14 protein-coding genes are annotated in these 16,662 nt (G+C 74.4%); 8 read left to right on the top strand and 6 right to left on the bottom strand.

Going from position 1 to position 16,662, the window contains the following annotated elements; genetic code table 11:
* Positions 1–63 precede the first annotated feature (63 nt).
* Positions 64–1,218 (bottom strand): SAM-dependent methyltransferase, encoded by a 1,155-nt coding sequence (locus tag ABZT87_RS12715; RefSeq protein WP_354854396.1) that lies wholly within the window; start codon positions 1,216–1,218, stop codon positions 64–66.
* Between the two features lie 89 nt (positions 1,219–1,307).
* Positions 1,308–2,996, bottom strand: a complete 1,689-nt coding sequence (locus ABZT87_RS12710; RefSeq protein ID WP_355135487.1) for a DEAD/DEAH box helicase — start codon at positions 2,994–2,996, stop codon at positions 1,308–1,310.
* Between the two features lie 318 nt (positions 2,997–3,314).
* Between ABZT87_RS12710 and ABZT87_RS12705 the strand changes: the two genes are divergently transcribed.
* Positions 3,315–3,965: a ferritin-like fold-containing protein gene (locus ABZT87_RS12705; protein WP_355135485.1), complete on the top strand. Its 651-nt coding sequence runs from the start codon at positions 3,315–3,317 to the stop codon at positions 3,963–3,965.
* A 76-nt stretch (positions 3,966–4,041) separates the two neighbouring features.
* Here the strand turns inward: ABZT87_RS12705 and ABZT87_RS12700 are convergent, their stop codons facing one another.
* Positions 4,042–4,269, bottom strand: a complete 228-nt coding sequence (locus ABZT87_RS12700) for a DUF3107 domain-containing protein (RefSeq protein WP_030329796.1) — start codon at positions 4,267–4,269, stop codon at positions 4,042–4,044.
* A gap of 62 nt (positions 4,270–4,331) precedes the next feature.
* A complete protein-coding gene (locus tag ABZT87_RS12695) occupies positions 4,332–4,970 on the bottom strand; it encodes a TetR/AcrR family transcriptional regulator (protein ID WP_039909051.1) in 639 nt (212 codons plus the stop codon).
* 147 nt (positions 4,971–5,117) lie between these two features.
* Here ABZT87_RS12695 and ABZT87_RS12690 point away from each other — a divergent pair, with 147 nt between their 5' ends.
* The 6 genes from ABZT87_RS12690 to ABZT87_RS12665 all read left to right on the top strand — a co-directional run bounded on the left by ABZT87_RS12690 (position 5,118) and on the right by ABZT87_RS12665 (position 13,808).
* A complete protein-coding gene (locus ABZT87_RS12690) occupies positions 5,118–8,705 on the top strand; it encodes a hypothetical protein (RefSeq protein ID WP_355135483.1) in 3,588 nt (1,195 codons plus the stop codon).
* 23 nt (positions 8,706–8,728) lie between these two features.
* A complete protein-coding gene (locus ABZT87_RS12685; protein WP_355067723.1) occupies positions 8,729–9,703 on the top strand; it encodes an alpha/beta hydrolase in 975 nt (324 codons plus the stop codon).
* Between the two features lie 5 nt (positions 9,704–9,708).
* Entirely contained in the window at positions 9,709–10,566 is an 858-nt protein-coding gene (locus tag ABZT87_RS12680; protein WP_355135481.1) for a DUF3152 domain-containing protein, read from the top strand.
* 82 nt (positions 10,567–10,648) lie between these two features.
* On the top strand, positions 10,649–11,473 hold the full coding sequence (locus ABZT87_RS12675) for a DUF3152 domain-containing protein (protein WP_355135479.1): 825 nt from the start codon (positions 10,649–10,651) through the stop codon (positions 11,471–11,473).
* A 54-nt stretch (positions 11,474–11,527) separates the two neighbouring features.
* Positions 11,528–12,775 (top strand): adenylyltransferase/sulfurtransferase MoeZ, encoded by a 1,248-nt coding sequence (gene moeZ / locus ABZT87_RS12670; RefSeq protein WP_354854564.1) that lies wholly within the window; start codon positions 11,528–11,530, stop codon positions 12,773–12,775.
* Between the two features lie 127 nt (positions 12,776–12,902).
* Positions 12,903–13,808 carry a prenyltransferase/squalene oxidase repeat-containing protein gene (locus tag ABZT87_RS12665; RefSeq protein ID WP_355067743.1) on the top strand — a complete coding sequence of 302 codons (906 nt, stop codon included), beginning with the start codon at positions 12,903–12,905 and terminating at the stop codon, positions 13,806–13,808.
* A gap of 8 nt (positions 13,809–13,816) precedes the next feature.
* On the opposite strand, the gene ABZT87_RS12660 is transcribed toward ABZT87_RS12665, so the two are convergent.
* Positions 13,817–15,058 (bottom strand): glutamate-5-semialdehyde dehydrogenase, encoded by a 1,242-nt coding sequence (locus tag ABZT87_RS12660; protein ID WP_355135477.1) that lies wholly within the window; start codon positions 15,056–15,058, stop codon positions 13,817–13,819.
* Between the two features lie 107 nt (positions 15,059–15,165).
* Positions 15,166–16,323, bottom strand: a complete 1,158-nt coding sequence (gene proB / locus ABZT87_RS12655) for a glutamate 5-kinase (protein ID WP_354854383.1) — start codon at positions 16,321–16,323, stop codon at positions 15,166–15,168.
* A 13-nt stretch (positions 16,324–16,336) separates the two neighbouring features.
* On the opposite strand from proB, the gene ABZT87_RS12650 reads away from it, so the two are divergent.
* The gene (locus ABZT87_RS12650) at positions 16,337–16,651 is read left to right on the top strand and encodes an MGMT family protein (protein ID WP_354854381.1); all 315 of its coding nucleotides are present in this window, start codon (positions 16,337–16,339) and stop codon (positions 16,649–16,651) included.
* The last annotated feature ends 11 nt before the right edge of the window (positions 16,652–16,662 follow it).

Genomic DNA, 16,662 nt, shown 5'->3' with positions numbered 1-16,662 from the left:
GTCCACGGCGACGGCCGGGGCCGGCCGGCGGTGACCGCGTACCGCCGGCCAGCGGTTGGGCTCCTAGACGGCGGGCGGCTCGTCGGCGGCGAGCAGGGTCTCCAGCCGGGGTGTGACCCGCCACTGGTCGACGAGTTCGCGGTACTCCGCCTGTCGGGGGTCGGCGGTGCCGCTCCGGCGGGCTCGGATCAGCAGATTGCGGGGCGTGTGCTGGGAGTCGACGAACTCCACCACCTCGGCCCGGTACCCGTGCACCCGCAGCAGCCCCGCGCGCAGCGCATCGGTGAGCACGTCGGCGAAGCGTTCGCGCAGAATGCCCTGCCGGGTCAACAGCTCGTACGGCGCCGGGGTGGGCTGGGCGCGTAGCTGCTTGGCCAGGTCGTGGTGACAGCACGGCGCGGCGAGCACCCAGCGGGCCTCCCAGCGCACCGCGCGGGCCAGCGCCTCGTCGGTGGCGGTGTCGCAGGCGTGCAGCGCCAGCACCAGATCCGGGGCGGGGTCGACAACGGCCTCGGCGATCGTGCCCGCGACGAAGCTGACCTTGTCGGCCCAGCCCAGTCGCTGCGCCAACTCGGTGTTGCGCCGCCGCTGGTCCTCCCGGACGTCCACGCCGATCAGCTCGACGTCGAGCCCGCGACTGGCGAGGTAGCGGTACGCGGCGAAGGTCAGGTAGGCGTTGCCGCAGCCCAGGTCGACCACCCGCAGCGGGCCGGTCAGATCGGCGGGCAGGGTCGCGGCCAGAGCGCGCAGGAACGCGTCGACCTGGCGGCGCTTGGCCGCCGAGCCGCCGATCTCCGCGAAGATCGGGTCGCCCGGGTCGAGCAGGTATTCCTTGGCTCGGTCGTTACCACTCGGCGTCGCCGCCGGTCGGGTCGTCGCGGCCCGGTGCACCTGCGCCTCACCGGACTTGGTCACCCGCAGTTGGAGGGTCGCGTCGGCCGTCTCCACGTGCCAGTTGCCGAAGGGCTCGGCCAGGAGTTCGTCGACCGCCACGGCGGCCTCGGGACCGGGGGCGACGTTGCGGGTGTGCGGGCGCGCGCCGTCGGAGGTGGCGATCTGCAACCGCGGGCCGGCCTTGAGCGTCACCGGACGCAGCTCGGCCCGCACTACCGTGGGTCGGTGTCCGCGGCGGCGCCCGGCGGCGACCGCCCGGGTCAGCGCGGGGTCGAGCAGCAGTGCACGAACCTCGGTCAGGGCGGCATCCAGTGGTTCCGGCATCGTTCCATTTTCGGCAGGTGGGGTGGGAAGGCGACATCCCCCGTACCGCGCTGAGGCGGTGCGGGGGATGTCGGGTGAATCTCGCTGCGTCAGTCCGCGGTCGCCTCGGCCGGCGTACCCGCGCCGGAACCGCCACCACGGCTGCGCCGGCGGCGGCGCGGCTTCGACGCCTCGCCCTCGGCGGCGGCGGAGGCCGGCTCGGCAGGTGCCGCGTCCGCCGAGATCACCGCGGTCGGCTCGCCCGCCACCGTCTCGCCAGCACGGCGGCGACGCCGGCGGCGCGGGGTGCGGCTGGCGTCGTCGCCGGCGGCGTCCGTGGGTGCCTCGGCGGCCGGCGTGCCGGCGTCGGTGCGGTCCCGGCGGCCGTCGCCACGGCCACGGCGCTCACCCCGGCCGTCGCCGCGGCTCTCACCGCGTCGAGGGCCCCGACCGCCGCTGTCGCCCCGGCGGGAGCGGGTCGTCCCGCCCAGATCCTCTTCGATCTCGGCGGACAGCCCGGCCCGGGTGCGCTCGGCAGTGGGCAGGGTGCCGCTGACCTCGGTGGAGATGTGCAGGTCGGTGTAGAGGTGCGGCGACGTGTGGTACGTCTCCGGCGGCTCCGGCATCTCCAGACCGAGGGTCTTGTCGATGATCCGCCAGCGCGGCATGTCGTCCCAGTCGACGAAGGTCACCGCGACGCCGGTCGCCCCGGCCCGGCCGGTACGACCGATCCGGTGGGTGTAGGTGTCCTGGTCTTCCGGGCAGTCGTAGTTGATCACGTGGGTGACGCCGGTGACGTCGAGCCCACGGGCCGCCACGTCGGTGGCGACCAGGATGTCGATCTTGCCGGCGCGGAACGCCCGCAGCGCCCGCTCACGGGCGCCCTGACCGAGGTCACCGTGCACCGCGGCGACCGCGAACCCGCGGAAGTCGAGATCCTCGGCGACCCGGTCGGCGGCCCGCTTGGTGCGGGTGAAGATCATGGTCAGCCCGCGCCCCTCGGCCTGGAGGATGCGCGCCACCACCTCGACCTTGTTCATCGAGTGGGTGCGGTAGACCAGCTGCTGGGTCTGCGGCGACGGCCCGGTCTCGGCGGTGTGCCCGGCGTGGATCGTCATCGGCTGGCGCAGGAAACGCCGGGACAGGGTGACGATCGGGTCCGGCATGGTCGCCGAGAACAGCATCGTCTGCCGGTCCTCCGGAAGCATCGCTAGGATCTTCTCGACGTCGTCGAGGAAGCCCAGGTCGAGCATCCGGTCGGCCTCGTCGAGGACGAGCGCGTGCACCCGGTCCAGTCGGAGGTGCTTCTGCTTCTGCAGGTCCATCAGTCGGCCCGGGGTGCCGACCAGAATCTCGACGCCCTTGCGGAGCGCGTCGATCTGGGGCTCGTACGCCACGCCACCGTAGATCGGCAGCACCCGGACGCCGCGCGTCCGGCCGGCGGCGGCCAGATCCTTGGCGACCTGGATGCCCAGCTCACGGGTGGGGACGACGACCAGCGCCTGGGGGACGCCGTCGCTGCCCTCGTTCGGCGCGAAGACCCGCTCCAGCAGCGGTACGCCGAAGCCGAGGGTCTTGCCGGTGCCGGTGGGCGCCTGGCCGATCAGGTCGACGCCGCGCAGCGCGATCGGGATCGCGTACTCCTGGATGGCGAACGCGCGGGTGATGCCGGCCGCGGCCAGCGCCTCGACGGTCTCCTCGCGGGCGCCGAGGGCGGCGAAGGTGGGAGCCTCGGGTCGAACCGGGGCGGTGGGGGCCAGTTCCTGGCCGTCCATCAGATCTTGAGTCAGCTCGCTCATGTGGATGTGGGGGTGCCCTCTCGTGGGTGCGCCCCGTCTCGTCCTCAGGGCGCGTTCGGTATGACGCGGGCCACACGGTCGGCGGCAGAGTGCCGAGCCGGACCGGGCCGCACGCGCGCCGCGGGCTGAGCTTTCGATCAGATCGGCGCCCACGGCAACTGCTCTATGCTACCTGAACAGGCAAGCTCACGTCCCGATTCCCGGTCGGCCAGCCGGCACGCGGGGCCATCGAATGTGACCTGCGCCACACTTCCTTGGGCGCTCGTCCGTGCCCCGCACGGGCCACCCGGCGCCCGTCCCGCACGGTAGCCTGCGCTCGTGTCCGCGCCGACCACCCCCGGTCCCGCCGTCGCCGACCTGCTGGGCCTGGTCGCCTTCGGTGAGCTGCTCGCCTTCGAACGCATGGCCGGTGACGCGCGACTCGCCCCCGACCTGCACCGACGTGCCGCGTTGAACCAGATGGCCGCGGCCGAGATCGGCAACTACCGCCGGCTCGCCGACCGGCTCACCGCGCTGGGTGTGCCGCCGGAGGAGGCGATGACGCCGTACGTGCAGCCGTTGCAGGCGTACCACGACTCCACCGAGCCGCGGGACTGGGCGGAGGTGGTCACCAAGGCGTACGTGGGCGACGCGATCACCGACGACTTCATCCGGGAGATCGCCGACGCGCTGGACGAGCCCGACCGGGCGCTGGTGCTGGACGTGCTGCACGACTCCCGGTACGCGGAGTTCGCCGTCGCCGAGATCCGGGTGGCCGTCGCCGCCGATCCCCGGGTGGCCGGTCGGCTCTCCATGTGGGCCCGGCGGCTGGTCGGCGAGGCGTTGTCCCAGGCCGGCCGCGTCGCCGCCGAACGGGCCGCACTCACCGCGCTGATCGCGCGGGGCGACCGGGTCGACGTGCCGGGGCTGTTCGGGAGGCTCACCGCCGCACACACCGCGCGAATGGCGGTCGCCGGACTGAACAACTGACCGCCACCCGTCGGGCGCGGAACCGGCCCGCGGCAGGTGGCCTGGAAACGCCTACCTGCCGCGACGGCCGGACCGGTCAGCGAACGGTGAAACCGACCGCTCGGGGGGACGCCTCGGCGATCTCGACGTAGGCGACCTTCTCGACCGGAACGATGACCCGCCGGCCCTTCTCGTCGGTCAGGGAGAGCGTGCCGCCGTTGCCGGCGAAGGCGTCGGTCACGATCTGCTCGATCTCGGCCGGCGACTGCGCGCTGTCCAGAACCAGCTCGCGCGGCGCGTACTGCACGCCGATCTTGACCTCCACTGTGCCTCCTCAACTGGGGCGATAACCGCCCTGCGAAGGCTATCCGATCACGGGGTCGGCGGTCAGGCTGACTCACCTTGCAGCGGGAAGCTCGCGATGCCCCGCCAGGACAACGCCGCCACCAGAGCCTCGGCCTCCGCCTTCGGCACCTGCCGGCCACCGGCCAGCCAGAACTGCGCGGCGGTCTCCGCCGCGCCGACCAGCCCGGAGGCGAGCAACTCGGCGTGCGACCGGCTCACGCCGGTGTCCGAGATGATCGTGTCGGTGATCGCCGCGATGCAGCCCTGCTCGACCCGCTCCACCCGCTGCCGCACCGCCGGGTCGTTGCGCAGGTCCGACTCGAAGACGAGGCGGAACGCCTCGCTCTCGTGATCGACGAAGTCGAAGTACGCGCGCACCGACGCGCTGACCCGCTCCTTGTTGTCGCTGGTGCCGCGCATCGCCTCGTGCACCTGAGCGACGATGGCGTCACAGTGCGTGTCCAACAGGGCCAGGTAGAGGTCCATCTTTCCCGGGAAGTGTTGGTAGAGCACCGGCTTGGAAACCCCGGCCCGCTCGGCGATGTCGTCCATCGCCGCGGCGTGGTAGCCCTGCGCGACGAATACCTCCTGCGCCGCCGCGAGCAGCTGCTTACGGCGCGCGGAGCGGGGCAGGCGGGTGGGCCTGCCAGCAGTCTGTGCGCCGTTCCCCACAGCGGTCATGGGATCCTCCGAGTTCTCCGTACGGGCCGGCATTTTCCCCCCAGACCGGGGCGGCCCTCGACCGCGTCGTGGAAATGGCCCGCCGCTGTAACTTATCGCCACTCTCCCCACACGGTAGCCTCAGCGAGGGCGACCAAGGAGCGCGCGGTGAGTGAAACAGGGCAACCCGGAGCCGCCACCCCGGGAGAGCACGGTGACGGAACGGGTCAGCACGACGACCCGGGCCGCTCCGGCAGCGGGTGGGCGCCCTCGACGGGCGGGTGGTCCCCGTCTGTCGAGCGCGAGGCGGCCGGGGAGCAGGCACCACCGTGGCAGCGACCCCCCGCGTCCGGTTGGCGCGCCTCCTCCACCAGGCACGGCGACCTGCCCGCGCCTCTGCCCGGGCTGACCGGTGACTCCGAGCGGCCGGCCCGGGTCAACGGCCACCACACCAACGGTGTCCACCACGACGAGGCCGAGATCGACAGCGACAGCGAGAGCAGCGGCGACAGCGAGATCAACGGCGTCCGCCACGGCGATGCGGAGATCAACGGCGTCGCGCACCTCAACGGCGGGGCCGCGTCGGGCCGCCAGACGCCGGTGAGCGCGCCGCCCGGGCGGACCGCCGAGGACCGGCCCGACGTGGGCGGGGGCCGGCTGGTGGTGCCCGCCCAGCGTCCCGCGCCGGCCGCGGAGCCGGGGGCGGGGGAGGCCGACACCGGCCCGCCCCGGCACTCCACCACCGACCCTGCCGCGCCGCGCAGCGTCCGCTGGGCCGACCCCGGTCTGCCCAGCACGGCGCCAGCCGCCATCCAGGTGCCGCCCGTCGGCACGGCGGCCTCGGGTTTCGAGGTTCCGCCCGGTCTCCGCGCGCCCACCGGCGAACGGCCGGCCGTCGACGATCAACCGGCCGTTTCCCGCGGTTGGCAGGTCCCGCCCGCAGCCGAGGCGTCGGCCGAGTCGGGGCGTGCCACCGGGCGCGGCGACGACCCCGAGCCGGAGCGCCCCACCGGGGACACGCACCGAGCGGGTGAGTCTCCTTCCATCGAGCCGGACTGGTCCGGGCCCAATTGGAACCGCCCGAGCTGGGGCAGTGGGTGGGCGCCGCCCTGGTCCCGCCAGGACGGCGAGCCAGCCGGCCGACCGGCGCGGGACGAGTCCACCCCGGGCTGGGTCGCCGAGCCCCACCTGCCGTACGAGCCGGTGCGCGCCGAGCCGACCCGTCCGTACGAGCCGGTGCCCGCCGAGCCGCCCCGCGCGTACGACGTCACCCGGGACGCCCCCCAGGCCGAGGCGGACGCCAACCGCGGCACGCCCACGCGCCCGTCCTGGGCCGGTGAACGTCCGGCCGCGATTCCGACCAGCGTGCCTCCGGAAGTCTCCCGGCCCGAGCCGGCCGAGCGGCCCTCCTGGGCCGGTGGGCCGACGCCCGAGCCGACCAGCGGGCTCCCCGCGGCCCGCCCGTCCTGGGCCGCGCCGGCCCCGGTCAGCGCGGCGGCCGACCCGTCGCCTCGCGCGGGCGGCACGGACCCCACCCCGACCAGCGGCCCGCCCGTTCCCCCACGCACTGCGCCGCCCGCCGCCGAGCGCCCCTCCTGGGCCGGCGCCCCCACCCCGACCGGCGGCCCGCCGGCTGTTGAGCGCCCCTCCTGGGCTGGGGGGTCTCCCCCCACGAGTGGTCCGCCGGCCGTTGAGCGTCCGTCGTGGGCCGGAGGGTCCGCGTCGGGCGGTGCCGCTCGCGCCGAGCCGACCAGTGGCCCGCCGGCCGCTGACCACCCCTCCTGGGCTGGCGGCTCGGACCCGACGCCGGCCAGCGCCCCGCCGTCGCGCCCGTCCTGGGCCGGCCCGGCATCGGCCCTCCCGCCGCCGCCCCGCCCCTCCTGGGCTGGTGGCCCGGACCCGACGCCGACCAGCGTCCCGCCGTCGCGCCCGTCCTGGGCTGGCGATCCGACGCCCGGCGGCACTTCGGCGAGTACGCGCCCGTCCTGGGCGGGCCCGGCACCTGTCGATCCGCCCGCGCCGGTCGATCCGCCGCCGGCGCCCGCCGGCCCACCGCCGGCGTTGACCGATGCGCCGCCACCGGCGACACCCGTCCGTCCGGTGGCCGAGCGGCCCTCGTGGGCCGGTGGATCGCCGACACCCGTGGCGGCCGAGCGACCCGACTGGTCCGAGGGCCGCATCCCGGCAGCTCCGGCCGAGCGTCCCTCCTGGCCGGCTACCCGGCCGGCGACCTCTCCCCGGGCGAGCGACGCGGGTGAGTCGACCGGCCCGGTCCGGCCGACCGCACCGTTCCGGCTCCGACCGGCGACCCCCGAGCCGCCCGAGCCGTCGCCCGCCGAGCCGACTGCTGCCGCCCCGACGGCGGCCGGTCCCTCCCTCGCCGGTGCCCCGCTTCCCTCGGCCAGTGCCGGTCCGGCCTCCGCCGCCAGCGGCCCCGGGCGTCACGACCGGCCGTCACCCGCGTCCTCCCCTCCCTACGCGGCTCGCCGATCCGCCCCCGACCCGGCGTCGCCGGTCGAGCCCGCCGACGGCGGGCGACGGCCCGACACGTCGGCGGTGCTGCCGCAGCGCGTCCCCGCGGAACCGGACGTGCCCGTTGTGCCGGAGCCGCCAGCCGTGGAGCCACCCGCCGAAACCCCAGAACTCGCGCGCATCGCCACCCACCTGCGCCGCGACGACGAGCCCGCTCCGTTGCGGGAGCGTCCCGAGGGGTTCGACGTCAACGCCATCCTGGACGCCGTACGGGAGGTGGCCGGCGTTCGGGACGCCGCCCTGCGCCGTACGCCGGCCGGCGCGCACAGCCTCCGGCTGGACCTGGCCGACGGTGCCGATCCGGCCGAGGTGAGTCGACAGGTGGCCCGGCTGCTCCAGGAACGGATGGGGCTGGCCGCTGCCCCGCAGAACGTGCCCGGCCTGCCCACCACGCCAGCCCCGCCGGTCCGCCGTCGCGCTGCCGAGCCGCGATCCGCCGACCCGCGCCCCGCCGAGCGACGAGCTGCCGAGACGCGTCCCGTCGAACCGCGATCTGTCGAGGCGCGGCCTGTCGAGCCGCGCGACACCGGCGCGGAACCGCGTACCGCCGAGGCGCCCTCGATCGCTCGGTCGTCGGGCGGTCGGGTCGAGGCCACGCCGGCGGGCCCGGAGCAGTGGGCCGGGCCGGACGCCGCGCGTCGACGGCGGGCGGGCGCCCCGCACCGGGGCCGCGCCACCGTCGAGGAGCCCGGCTCGGTCTCGGCCGCGCCCACTGGCGGAGCCACCGGCAGCCCGGCGACGGTCGGTACGTCGTACTCCGGCGGTCAGGTGACCACGACGGAGTCGGCGCCCTCTCGGCCTCTGGACACCGGCGGCGTGCCGGGGCCGCGTGTGGTCATCGACCACGTGCAGGTCAGCACCTTCGGCCTGGACGCCAACGTGGAGGTGCGGCTGCTGGCCGGCGACGACAACGCGGCCGGGTACGCGACCGGGCCGGCGGTCGACGGTTACGTGCTGCGCCTCTGCGCGGTGGCCGCAGCCGCCGCCGTGGACGAGTTGCTGCGCGGCGCCGAGAACGCCGAGCGTGGCCGCTGCTTCGTCGAGCACGCGGCGGTGGTGCCGTTCGGCAACTGCGAGGTGGCCACGGTGGTGGTGCTGCTGGTCTGCGAGGGCTGGGTCGAGCAGCTCGCCGGCTCGGCCCTGGTGGCCGGCGATCCGCGACAGGCGGTGGTCCGGGCGACGCTGGCGGCGGTCAATCGTCGGCTGGAGGCGCTGCTGTCCTGAGTGGTCCGAGGCAGACTGGGAGGATGAAGCGCGCCTCCCTCTGGCCGGACCACCTCCTCCCCGAGGTCGGTGTGCCGCCGCCGTGGCCGGGCCGGGAGGTCCGCCTCGACGGCGTCGTCACCTATGTGCGGGACACTCCGGCGACGACCGTCGACGCGGAGCCGGCGCTGTACGTGCACGGGCTGGGCGGCTCGTCGCAGAACTGGACCGACCTGGCCGGCCTGCTCGCCGACCGGCTGGACGGCCAGGCCATCGACCTGCCCGGGTTCGGCCGCAGCGAGCCGGGCCCGCGCTACACGATCCCGGCCTTCGCCGACCTGGTGATCCGGTGGATCGAGCACTCCGGTCGGGGGCCGGTGCACCTGTTCGGCAACTCGCTGGGTGGCGCGGTCTCGGTCCAGGTGGCGGGGCTGCGGCCCGACCTGGTCCGCACCCTCACCCTGATCTCTCCGGCGCTGCCGTTTCTGGACTTCCGGCGGTCGTTGCAGGGCAGGATGCTGCCGGTGCTGGCCATTCCGCGCGGTGAACGGCTGGTCGCCCGGCGGCTCACCCAACTCGCGCCCGAGGTGATGGCCCAGCAGGTGTTGGAGGCGTGCGTCGCCGACCTCAGCCGCATCTGTGCGCAGCGCCGGGCCGAGGCGTTGGAGGAGATCCGGGTCCGGTACGAGGCGGAGCACTACGCGGCCGCGTACGTCCGGACGTTCCGGGGGCTGGTCTCCAGCTTCCTGCGGGCGTATCTGCCGGGGCCGGGCTCGCTGTGGCGGCTCGCCGGGGCGGTGCGCGCGCCGACGCTTGTGGTGGGTGGCCGGCAGGACCGGCTGGTCGACGTTCGCGTCGCGCCCCAGACCGCCCGGGTCATCCCGGACAGCCGCCTGCTGATGCTCGGCGGTGTCGGTCACGTGGCTCAGCTGGAGGTTCCCCGGCTGGTCGCCCGGGCGGTGGTCGGCCTGCTCGCCGAAACGGAGGAGGCCGCTCGGCCGTCCGATCTGGCAGGCTGACCGGGATGTTCAGGTCCGCTCGCCGCCGCCGTCGCCTCGCACTGATCGCCCAGCTGGTGGCGGTGGTGCTGGCTGTCGGCGCGGCGGTGACCGTGATCGCCGAGGGTCCGGGGGTGCCACCGGATCGGCTGACTGCCGACGAGATCGGGCCGCCGCTGGTGGCCGGGCCGCTGCCGCCGTCGGCGGCCGGGCCGCTGCCGCCGTCGGCGGATCCGTCACCGACCGCCACCGCCGCGTCGCCGAGCCCGTCGCCGGTGCTGCGGTTGCCCGGTGCGGTGCCGACCGCGGGTACCGGCCGGTTCAGCCACGACGACCACGCCGGCCCGGTGCTGGGCCGGGCGGGTGAGCTGCGCCGCTACCGGGTGGCGGTCGAGTCGGGCAGCAACGAGGACATCGCCGCGTTCGCGCAGGCCGTCCAGGTGGCGCTCGCCGGGCCGGGCAGTTGGGTCGACAGCGGCCGGCTGCGGTTGCAGCAGGTCCCGGGGGACGCTCCCCGGGACTTCACCGTCTACCTGGCGACCGCCCGTACGGCGGGCCGGATGTGCGCCGAGGGTGGCGTGGACATCCGGATCGGCGGGCGGCCGTACACCTCCTGCCGCGCGCCCGGCCAGGTGATCATCAATCTGGATCGGTGGCGGTTGTCGGTGCCGCACTACGTGTCGGCGGGCGTGCCGCTGGCGGTCTACCGGACGTACGTGGTCAACCACGAGGTGGGTCACCAGCTCGGGCACCGGCACGAGCGCTGCCCGGGCGCGGGGCGTCCGGCGCCGGTGATGATGCAGCAGACCCTCTTTCTCGACGGGTGTCGGGTCAACCCGTGGCCGTACGTCGACGGTCGGCGCTACGCCGGCCCGGCTCTCTGAGACAACCGGCCCCATGAGGGGTATTGCGGCAATAGAAGCTAAAAGCGGAGAATTGCCCGAATAATCTGGCAGGCTGGACGTCATGACGCCGTCGTCCCCTTACGGCCCGCCCGAGGCGCCCGACCGGTCCGCGTACGAGGGTGCGCGTCCCACGGTGCTGCGGATGCGCCGCCGTCGACGCCGCAGCCTGCTGCTCGGCCTGCTCGTGGCCGCCACCGCCACCGCAGTCGGCGTGACCGCGACGCGGGGCGACGAACCGACGGCCGACGTACCGCCCACCCCGACCCAGGGCGGAATGGGCCTGGGCGGCGGGGAGGCCCACCCGGTGCCCAGCGGCTACCCGTCGGTCGGCGCGGGACGCTTCACCGTCGCCGACGGGGGAACGGTGGTGCACGGTACGGACGGACCGCTGCGCCGCTACCGGGTCGTGGTCGAACGGGGCAGCGGTCAGGACGCCGACGCGTTCGCCGCGCAAGTGGACGAGGTGCTGGCCGACCCGCGCAGCTGGATCGCCTCCGGTGAGCTGCGGGTGCAGCGGGTGGCCGACGTCGATGCCGCCGACTTCACCGTCTACCTCGCCACCCCGGTCACGTCGGAGCGGATGTGCGCCGAGGGCGGGTTGACCACCGAGCGCTACACCTCCTGCCGGCTGCCCGGCCAGGTCATCATCAACCTGGCCCGCTGGCAGGAGGCGGTGCCCGACTACGGGGCCCCGCTGGAGACGTACCGCACCTACGTCATCAACCACGAGGTCGGCCACGAGTTCGGCGAGCAGCACGAGGCATGCCCCGGCCCGGGGGAGCCCGCACCGGTGATGCAGCAGCAGACGTACGGGTTGCAGGGCTGCCTGGCCAACGCCTGGCCGTACCTCGACGGCCGTCGCTACGGCGGCGACATCGTCCCCTGAGCGACCGGCCGCCGGTTATTCCCCTCCCGCATCGCGGGCCACGTGTCCTCCCTCATGGCCGAGAGTGGCCCGGGCGAGCAACAATGGCGCGGTCACACCGCCGATCCCGGGGAGTTCACCGTGTCGTTGCCCCCGCTCGTCGAGCCCGCCGCCGAGCTGACCGTTGACGAAATCCGCCGCTACTCGCGCCACCTGATCATCCCGGACGTCGGGGTGGCCGGGCAGAAGCGGCTGAAGAACGCCCGGGTGCTCTGTGTCGGCGCCGGTGGCCTCGGGTCGCCCGCCCTGCTCTACCTCGCCGCGGCGGGGGTCGGCACCCTCGGCATCATCGACTTCGACACCGTCGACGAGTCGAACCTCCAGCGCCAGGTCATCCACGGCGTGTCCGACGTCGGCCGTTCCAAGGCCGAGTCCGCCGCCGCGTCGATCCGCGAGATCAACCCGCTGGTCAACGTGGAGATCCACAACACCGCGTTGGACCGCGAGAACGTCCGCGAGATCTTCGCCCAGTACGACCTGATCGTCGACGGCACCGACAACTTCGCCACCCGGTACATGGTCAACGACGCGGCGGTGCTGCTCGGCAAGCCGTACGTCTGGGGCTCGATCTACCGCTTCGACGGCCAGGCGTCGGTGTTCTGGGCTGAGCACGGCCCCTGCTACCGGTGCCTCTACCCGGAGCCGCCGCCGCCCGGCATGGTCCCGTCCTGCGCCGAGGGAGGCGTGCTCGGCGTGCTCTGCGCGTCGATCGGCTCGATCCAGGTGAACGAGGCCATCAAGCTGCTCACCGGCATCGGTGAGCCGCTGGTCGGCCGCCTGATGGTCTACGACGCCCTGGAGATGGAGTATCGCAAGATCAAGGTTCGGAAGGACCCGAACTGCGTGCTCTGCGGCGAGAACCCGACCGTCACCGACCTGCTGGAAGACTACGAGGACTTCTGCGGCGCGGTCTCCGAGGAGGCCCAGGAGGCGACGCTCGACTCGACCATCACCGCCCTGGAGCTGAAGGAGTGGCAGGACGCCGGCAAGGACATCTTCCTCGTCGACGTGCGGGAGCCGGCCGAGTACGAGATCGTGCGGATCCCCGGCTCCACCCTCATCCCCAAGGGCGACATCATCTCTGGCGAGGCGCTGGCGAAGCTCCCGCAGGACAAGCAGATCGTGCTGCACTGCAAGTCCGGTGTCCGCTCGGCGGAGGCGCTCGCCGCGCTCAAGGCGGCCGGGTTCCGCGACGCCGTGCACGTGCAGGGCGGCGTGCTCTCCTGGATCAAGCAGATCGACCCGGCACTGCCCGCGTACTGACCGGCCCACCGGGGCGACGCCACGCGGCGCCGCCCCGGCGCGGTTCTACACACCGCGGCCGACGGCGGTAAATCGACGCAAGTGCCTCCGTACGGCGCTCCGGCCGGAGCGACGCAGCCATTTCCAGCTGGCCGATTCCCCGAGGCGGGATCGTGTCTGCGCAGGTAGCGTCACCGCCGTGGTCGACTTGGAAGCCGCGATCGGGTTCGTCGTGGCGCATGGGGACGCGGTGGAACGCGCCCGCCTCTCCTGGCTGCGCAACGGCACGCCGGTGCCGCCGGAGCTGTTGGAGACGGCCGAGATCGGCCAGTCGTCGGACGGCGGCTGGCCGGCGAGCTGGGGTGGCGAGGTCGCCTCGGTCGACGCCACCTGCTTCCGCCTCGCCGAGCTGGACGACCTGGGCGCGCTGGGCCGTCCCGCCGCCCGCCGGGCACTGGACTGGTTGGCGTCCCGGCAGCAGGCCGACGGCGGCTGGGACGAGGACCTCTCGCTGACCGGCTCGGCCCCGGAGTGGGCCCGCCCCGGCGATCCGGAGGCCAAACTCTTCCTCACCGCCAACGCCGGCTTCTGGCTGACCGTCGCCGGCCTGGACGCCCGCGCCTCGGGTCCGCTCGATCACCGGGTCGGCGGGGCGTACGCCGGTGTGGTGCAGGCGGCGGCCCAGTCGATCGTCGCGCGGTTGCGCCCGGACGGCAGTTGGCCGTCGTTCCTCGCGGCGGGCTGGCTGAGCGCCGCCGTGCTGCACCGTCAGGAGATGTTCCAGGAGTCGGCGCGGATCCAGGTGGTGCTCGCCGAACGGATGCCCACGATGTCGCCGGGCGACGTGGCCTGGCTGGGGGCCACGCTGCGCCGGGTCGGCATCGACCTGCACGACTGGATCATGGTGCGGGCCCTGCGGCGGCTCGCCGAGACCCAGCGCAGCGACGGGGGTTGGGAGAGCGACGACGGTCACCAGTTCGACGTGCACGCCACGCTGTCCGCGATCCGGGCCGCCCGACCGGCGGCGGCCGGAGCCGCCGCGCAGCCGGGCTGACATCGGCCCTAGCGCAGGTGCCCGTCCCCGGTGACGACGTACTTGGTGCTGGTCAGCTCGGGCAGGCCCATCGGGCCCCGGGCGTGCAGCTTCTGCGTCGAGATGCCGATCTCCGCCCCGAAGCCGAACTCGCCCCCGTCGGTGAACCGGGTCGAGGCGTTCACCATGACCGCCGCCGCGTCGACACGGGCGACGAAGTCGCGGGCCGCGCTCGCCGAGTCGGTGAGGATCGCCTCGGTGTGCCCGGTGCCGAAGCGGCGGATGTGCGCGACCGCCGCGTCCAGCGAGTCGACCACCGCGACCGAGATGTCGGCCGACAGGTACTCGGTGGCGAAGTCCTCCTCGGTCGCCGGGACCACGGCGGCGGAGTACGCGGTCACCTCGGGGGAGCCGTGCACGGTCACGCCGGCCTCGGCGAACGCGGCCAGCATCGGCGGCAGGAACGCGTCGGCGACGTCCGTGTGCACCAGCAGCGATTCGGCGGTGTTGCAGGTGGACAGGCGCTGCGTCTTGGCGTTCAGCGTGACCGCGACGGCCTTCGCCACGTCCGCGGCGGCGTCGACGTAGACGTGGCAGTTGCCCACCCCGGTCTCGATCACCGGCACCGTCGACTCCTCGACCACGGTGCGGATCAGCGACGCGCCGCCACGCGGGATGAGCACGTCGACCAGCCCTCGGGCGCGCATCAGCTCCTTGACCGAGTCGCGGGAGCTGGCGTCGAGCAGCTGCACCGCGTCGGCCGGCAGGCCGGCGTCGGCGATCGCGTCGCGCAGCACCGCGACCAGCGCGGCGTTGGAGTGCGCGGCCGAGGACGACCCGCGCAGCAGCGCCGCGTTGCCGGACTTGAGGCAGATCCCGGCGGCGTCCACGGTCACGTTCGGGCGTGCCTCGTAGATGATGCCGACCACCCCGAACGGCACCCGGATCTGGCGCAGCTCCAGGCCGTTGGGCAGCGTCGAGCCGCGGACCACCTCGCCGACCGGGTCGGGCAGCGCGGCCATCTGGCGCAGCGCGTCGGCTATGCCGGCCACCCGGCCCGCGTCGAGGGCGAGCCGGTCCAGCACGGCCGCGCTCAGCCCGGCCTCCCGGCCGGCCGCCAGGTCCGTCTCGTTCGCGGTCAGGATCTCCGGGGTACGCGCCACCAGCGCGTCGGCCATCGCCACCAGCGCGGCGTCCTTGACCGTACGGGTGGCCACGGCCAGGTCGGCGGCGGCGTCCCGCGCCCGTCGCGCCTGCTCGACGACGCTCATGCCGGCACTCCGCTTCGCTCCGTGCCGTCCTGAGGCACCGACGCCCTGAGCTGATGATTCATTCGCTGGCGCTCACTCATCGACTACTCCTCAGCTGGGCGGTTGGCTTACAGCAGTACGAGGTCGTCGCGGTGGACGACCTCCCGTTCGTACGCCGGGCCGAGCGCCGCGGCGAGTTCGGAGGTGGAGCGACCGAGCAGCCCGGGCAGTTCCACCGCGTCGTAGTTGACCAGGCCACGGGCGACCGGGGCGCCGGCGGTGTCGACCAGGTCCACCGGGTCGCCGGCGGTGAACGTGCCGTCCACGGCGGTGATGCCGGCGGGCAGCAGCGACTTGCGCCGCCCGACGACGGCGGCCACCGCGCCCGGGTCCAGGTGCAGCCGCCCTCGGGGCGAGGTGGCGTGGGCCAGCCAGAACAGCCGGGCCGTCGGGCGCTGCCGCTGCGGATGGAACAGCGTGCCGACGGGCTCGCCGGCCAGCGCCGACGTGGCTAGGTCGGCGGAGGTGAGCACCACGGGGATGCCGAAGCCGGTGGCGATCCGGGCCGCCTCGACCTTGGTCACCATGCCGCCGGTGCCGACCCCGGACCGGCCGGCGCCGCCGATGGTGATCCCGGCGAGGTCCTCGTCGCTGCGGACCTCCGGGATCCGGGTCGACTGCGGGCGGGCCGGGTCGCCCGTCCAGAGTGCGTCCACGTCGGAGAGGAGCACCAGCAGGTCGGCGTGCACCAGCGCGGCCACCAGGGCGGCCAGGCGGTCGTTGTCGCCGAACCGGATCTCCTCGGTGGCCACCGTGTCGTTCTCGTTGACGATCGGGACCGCGTGCAGGTCGAGCAGTTTGCGCAGCGTGCGGTACGCGTTGCGGTAGTGCGCCCGCCGGGTCACGTCGTCGACGGTGAGCAGCACCTGCCCGACGGTGCGGCCGTGCCGGGCGAAGCTGGCCGCGTACCGGCCGATCAGCAGGCCCTGGCCGACGCTGGCGGCGGCCTGCTGGGTGGCCAGGTCGCGCGGACGTCGGATCAGCCCGAGCGGGGCGAGGCCGGCGGCGATCGCGCCCGACGAGACCAGCACGACCTCGCGTCCCTCGGCGGCGAGTCGGCCCAGGGTGTCGACCAGCGCGTCGACCCGCTCGTCGGCCAGGCCGCCGGTGGCGGTGGTCAACGAGGAGGATCCGATCTTGACGACGACCCGTCGGGCGGCCGTGACTGCGTCGCGCACCCGCCCATTCTGCGTGGTCACGCCCGCGTCGCCCGGCGGCGTTCCCATATGGTGGCCGATTGTGACTCCTGACGAGTACGTCGAGGCGGTGCTGGACCTGGTGGAGCGGATCCCGCAGGGTCGGGTGATGTCGTACGGCGGGGTCGCCGACGCCCTGGCCGAGCGCTCGGGCCGTTCCTCCGCGCGCCTGGTGGGTTCCATCATGGCCCGGCACGGCGGCTCGGTGCCCTGGCACCGGGTGGTGACCGCTGGTGGCCGGCTTCCACCGGGTCACGAGCGGGAGGCGCGGGCCCGGCTGCGGGCCGAGGGGGTCCCGTTGCGCGGCGAGGGCGTGGACATTTCGGTGGCCGGTTGGTCGCCGGATGAGGGGATGTGACCTGCCGCATA

Origin of the sequence: Micromonospora sp. NPDC005237 (assembly GCF_040607775.1) — a bacterium.
GTDB lineage: Bacteria > Actinomycetota > Actinomycetes > Mycobacteriales > Micromonosporaceae > Micromonospora.
Note: the sequence above shows the minus strand (reverse complement) of the source record. Positions and strands in the feature narration are given on the sequence as shown.

What these genes read in the sequence shown, in the direction of transcription:
- ABZT87_RS12715 (WP_354854396.1), bottom strand. Translation starts at nt 1,218, where the DNA reads ATGCCGGAACCACTGGATGCCGCCCTGACCGAGGTTCGTGCACTGCTG.
- ABZT87_RS12710 (WP_355135487.1), bottom strand. Translation starts at nt 2,996, where the DNA reads ATGAGCGAGCTGACTCAAGATCTGATGGACGGCCAGGAACTGGCCCCC.
- ABZT87_RS12695 (WP_039909051.1), bottom strand. Translation starts at nt 4,970, where the DNA reads ATGACCGCTGTGGGGAACGGCGCACAGACTGCTGGCAGGCCCACCCGC.
- ABZT87_RS12685 (WP_355067723.1), top strand. Translation starts at nt 8,729, where the DNA reads ATGAAGCGCGCCTCCCTCTGGCCGGACCACCTCCTCCCCGAGGTCGGT.
- ABZT87_RS12680 (WP_355135481.1), top strand. Translation starts at nt 9,709, where the DNA reads ATGTTCAGGTCCGCTCGCCGCCGCCGTCGCCTCGCACTGATCGCCCAG.
- ABZT87_RS12675 (WP_355135479.1), top strand. Translation starts at nt 10,649, where the DNA reads ATGACGCCGTCGTCCCCTTACGGCCCGCCCGAGGCGCCCGACCGGTCC.
- moeZ (WP_354854564.1), top strand. Translation starts at nt 11,528, where the DNA reads ATGGCCGAGAGTGGCCCGGGCGAGCAACAATGGCGCGGTCACACCGCC.
- ABZT87_RS12660 (WP_355135477.1), bottom strand. Translation starts at nt 15,058, where the DNA reads ATGAGCGTCGTCGAGCAGGCGCGACGGGCGCGGGACGCCGCCGCCGAC.
- proB (WP_354854383.1), bottom strand. Translation starts at nt 16,323, where the DNA reads ATGGGAACGCCGCCGGGCGACGCGGGCGTGACCACGCAGAATGGGCGG.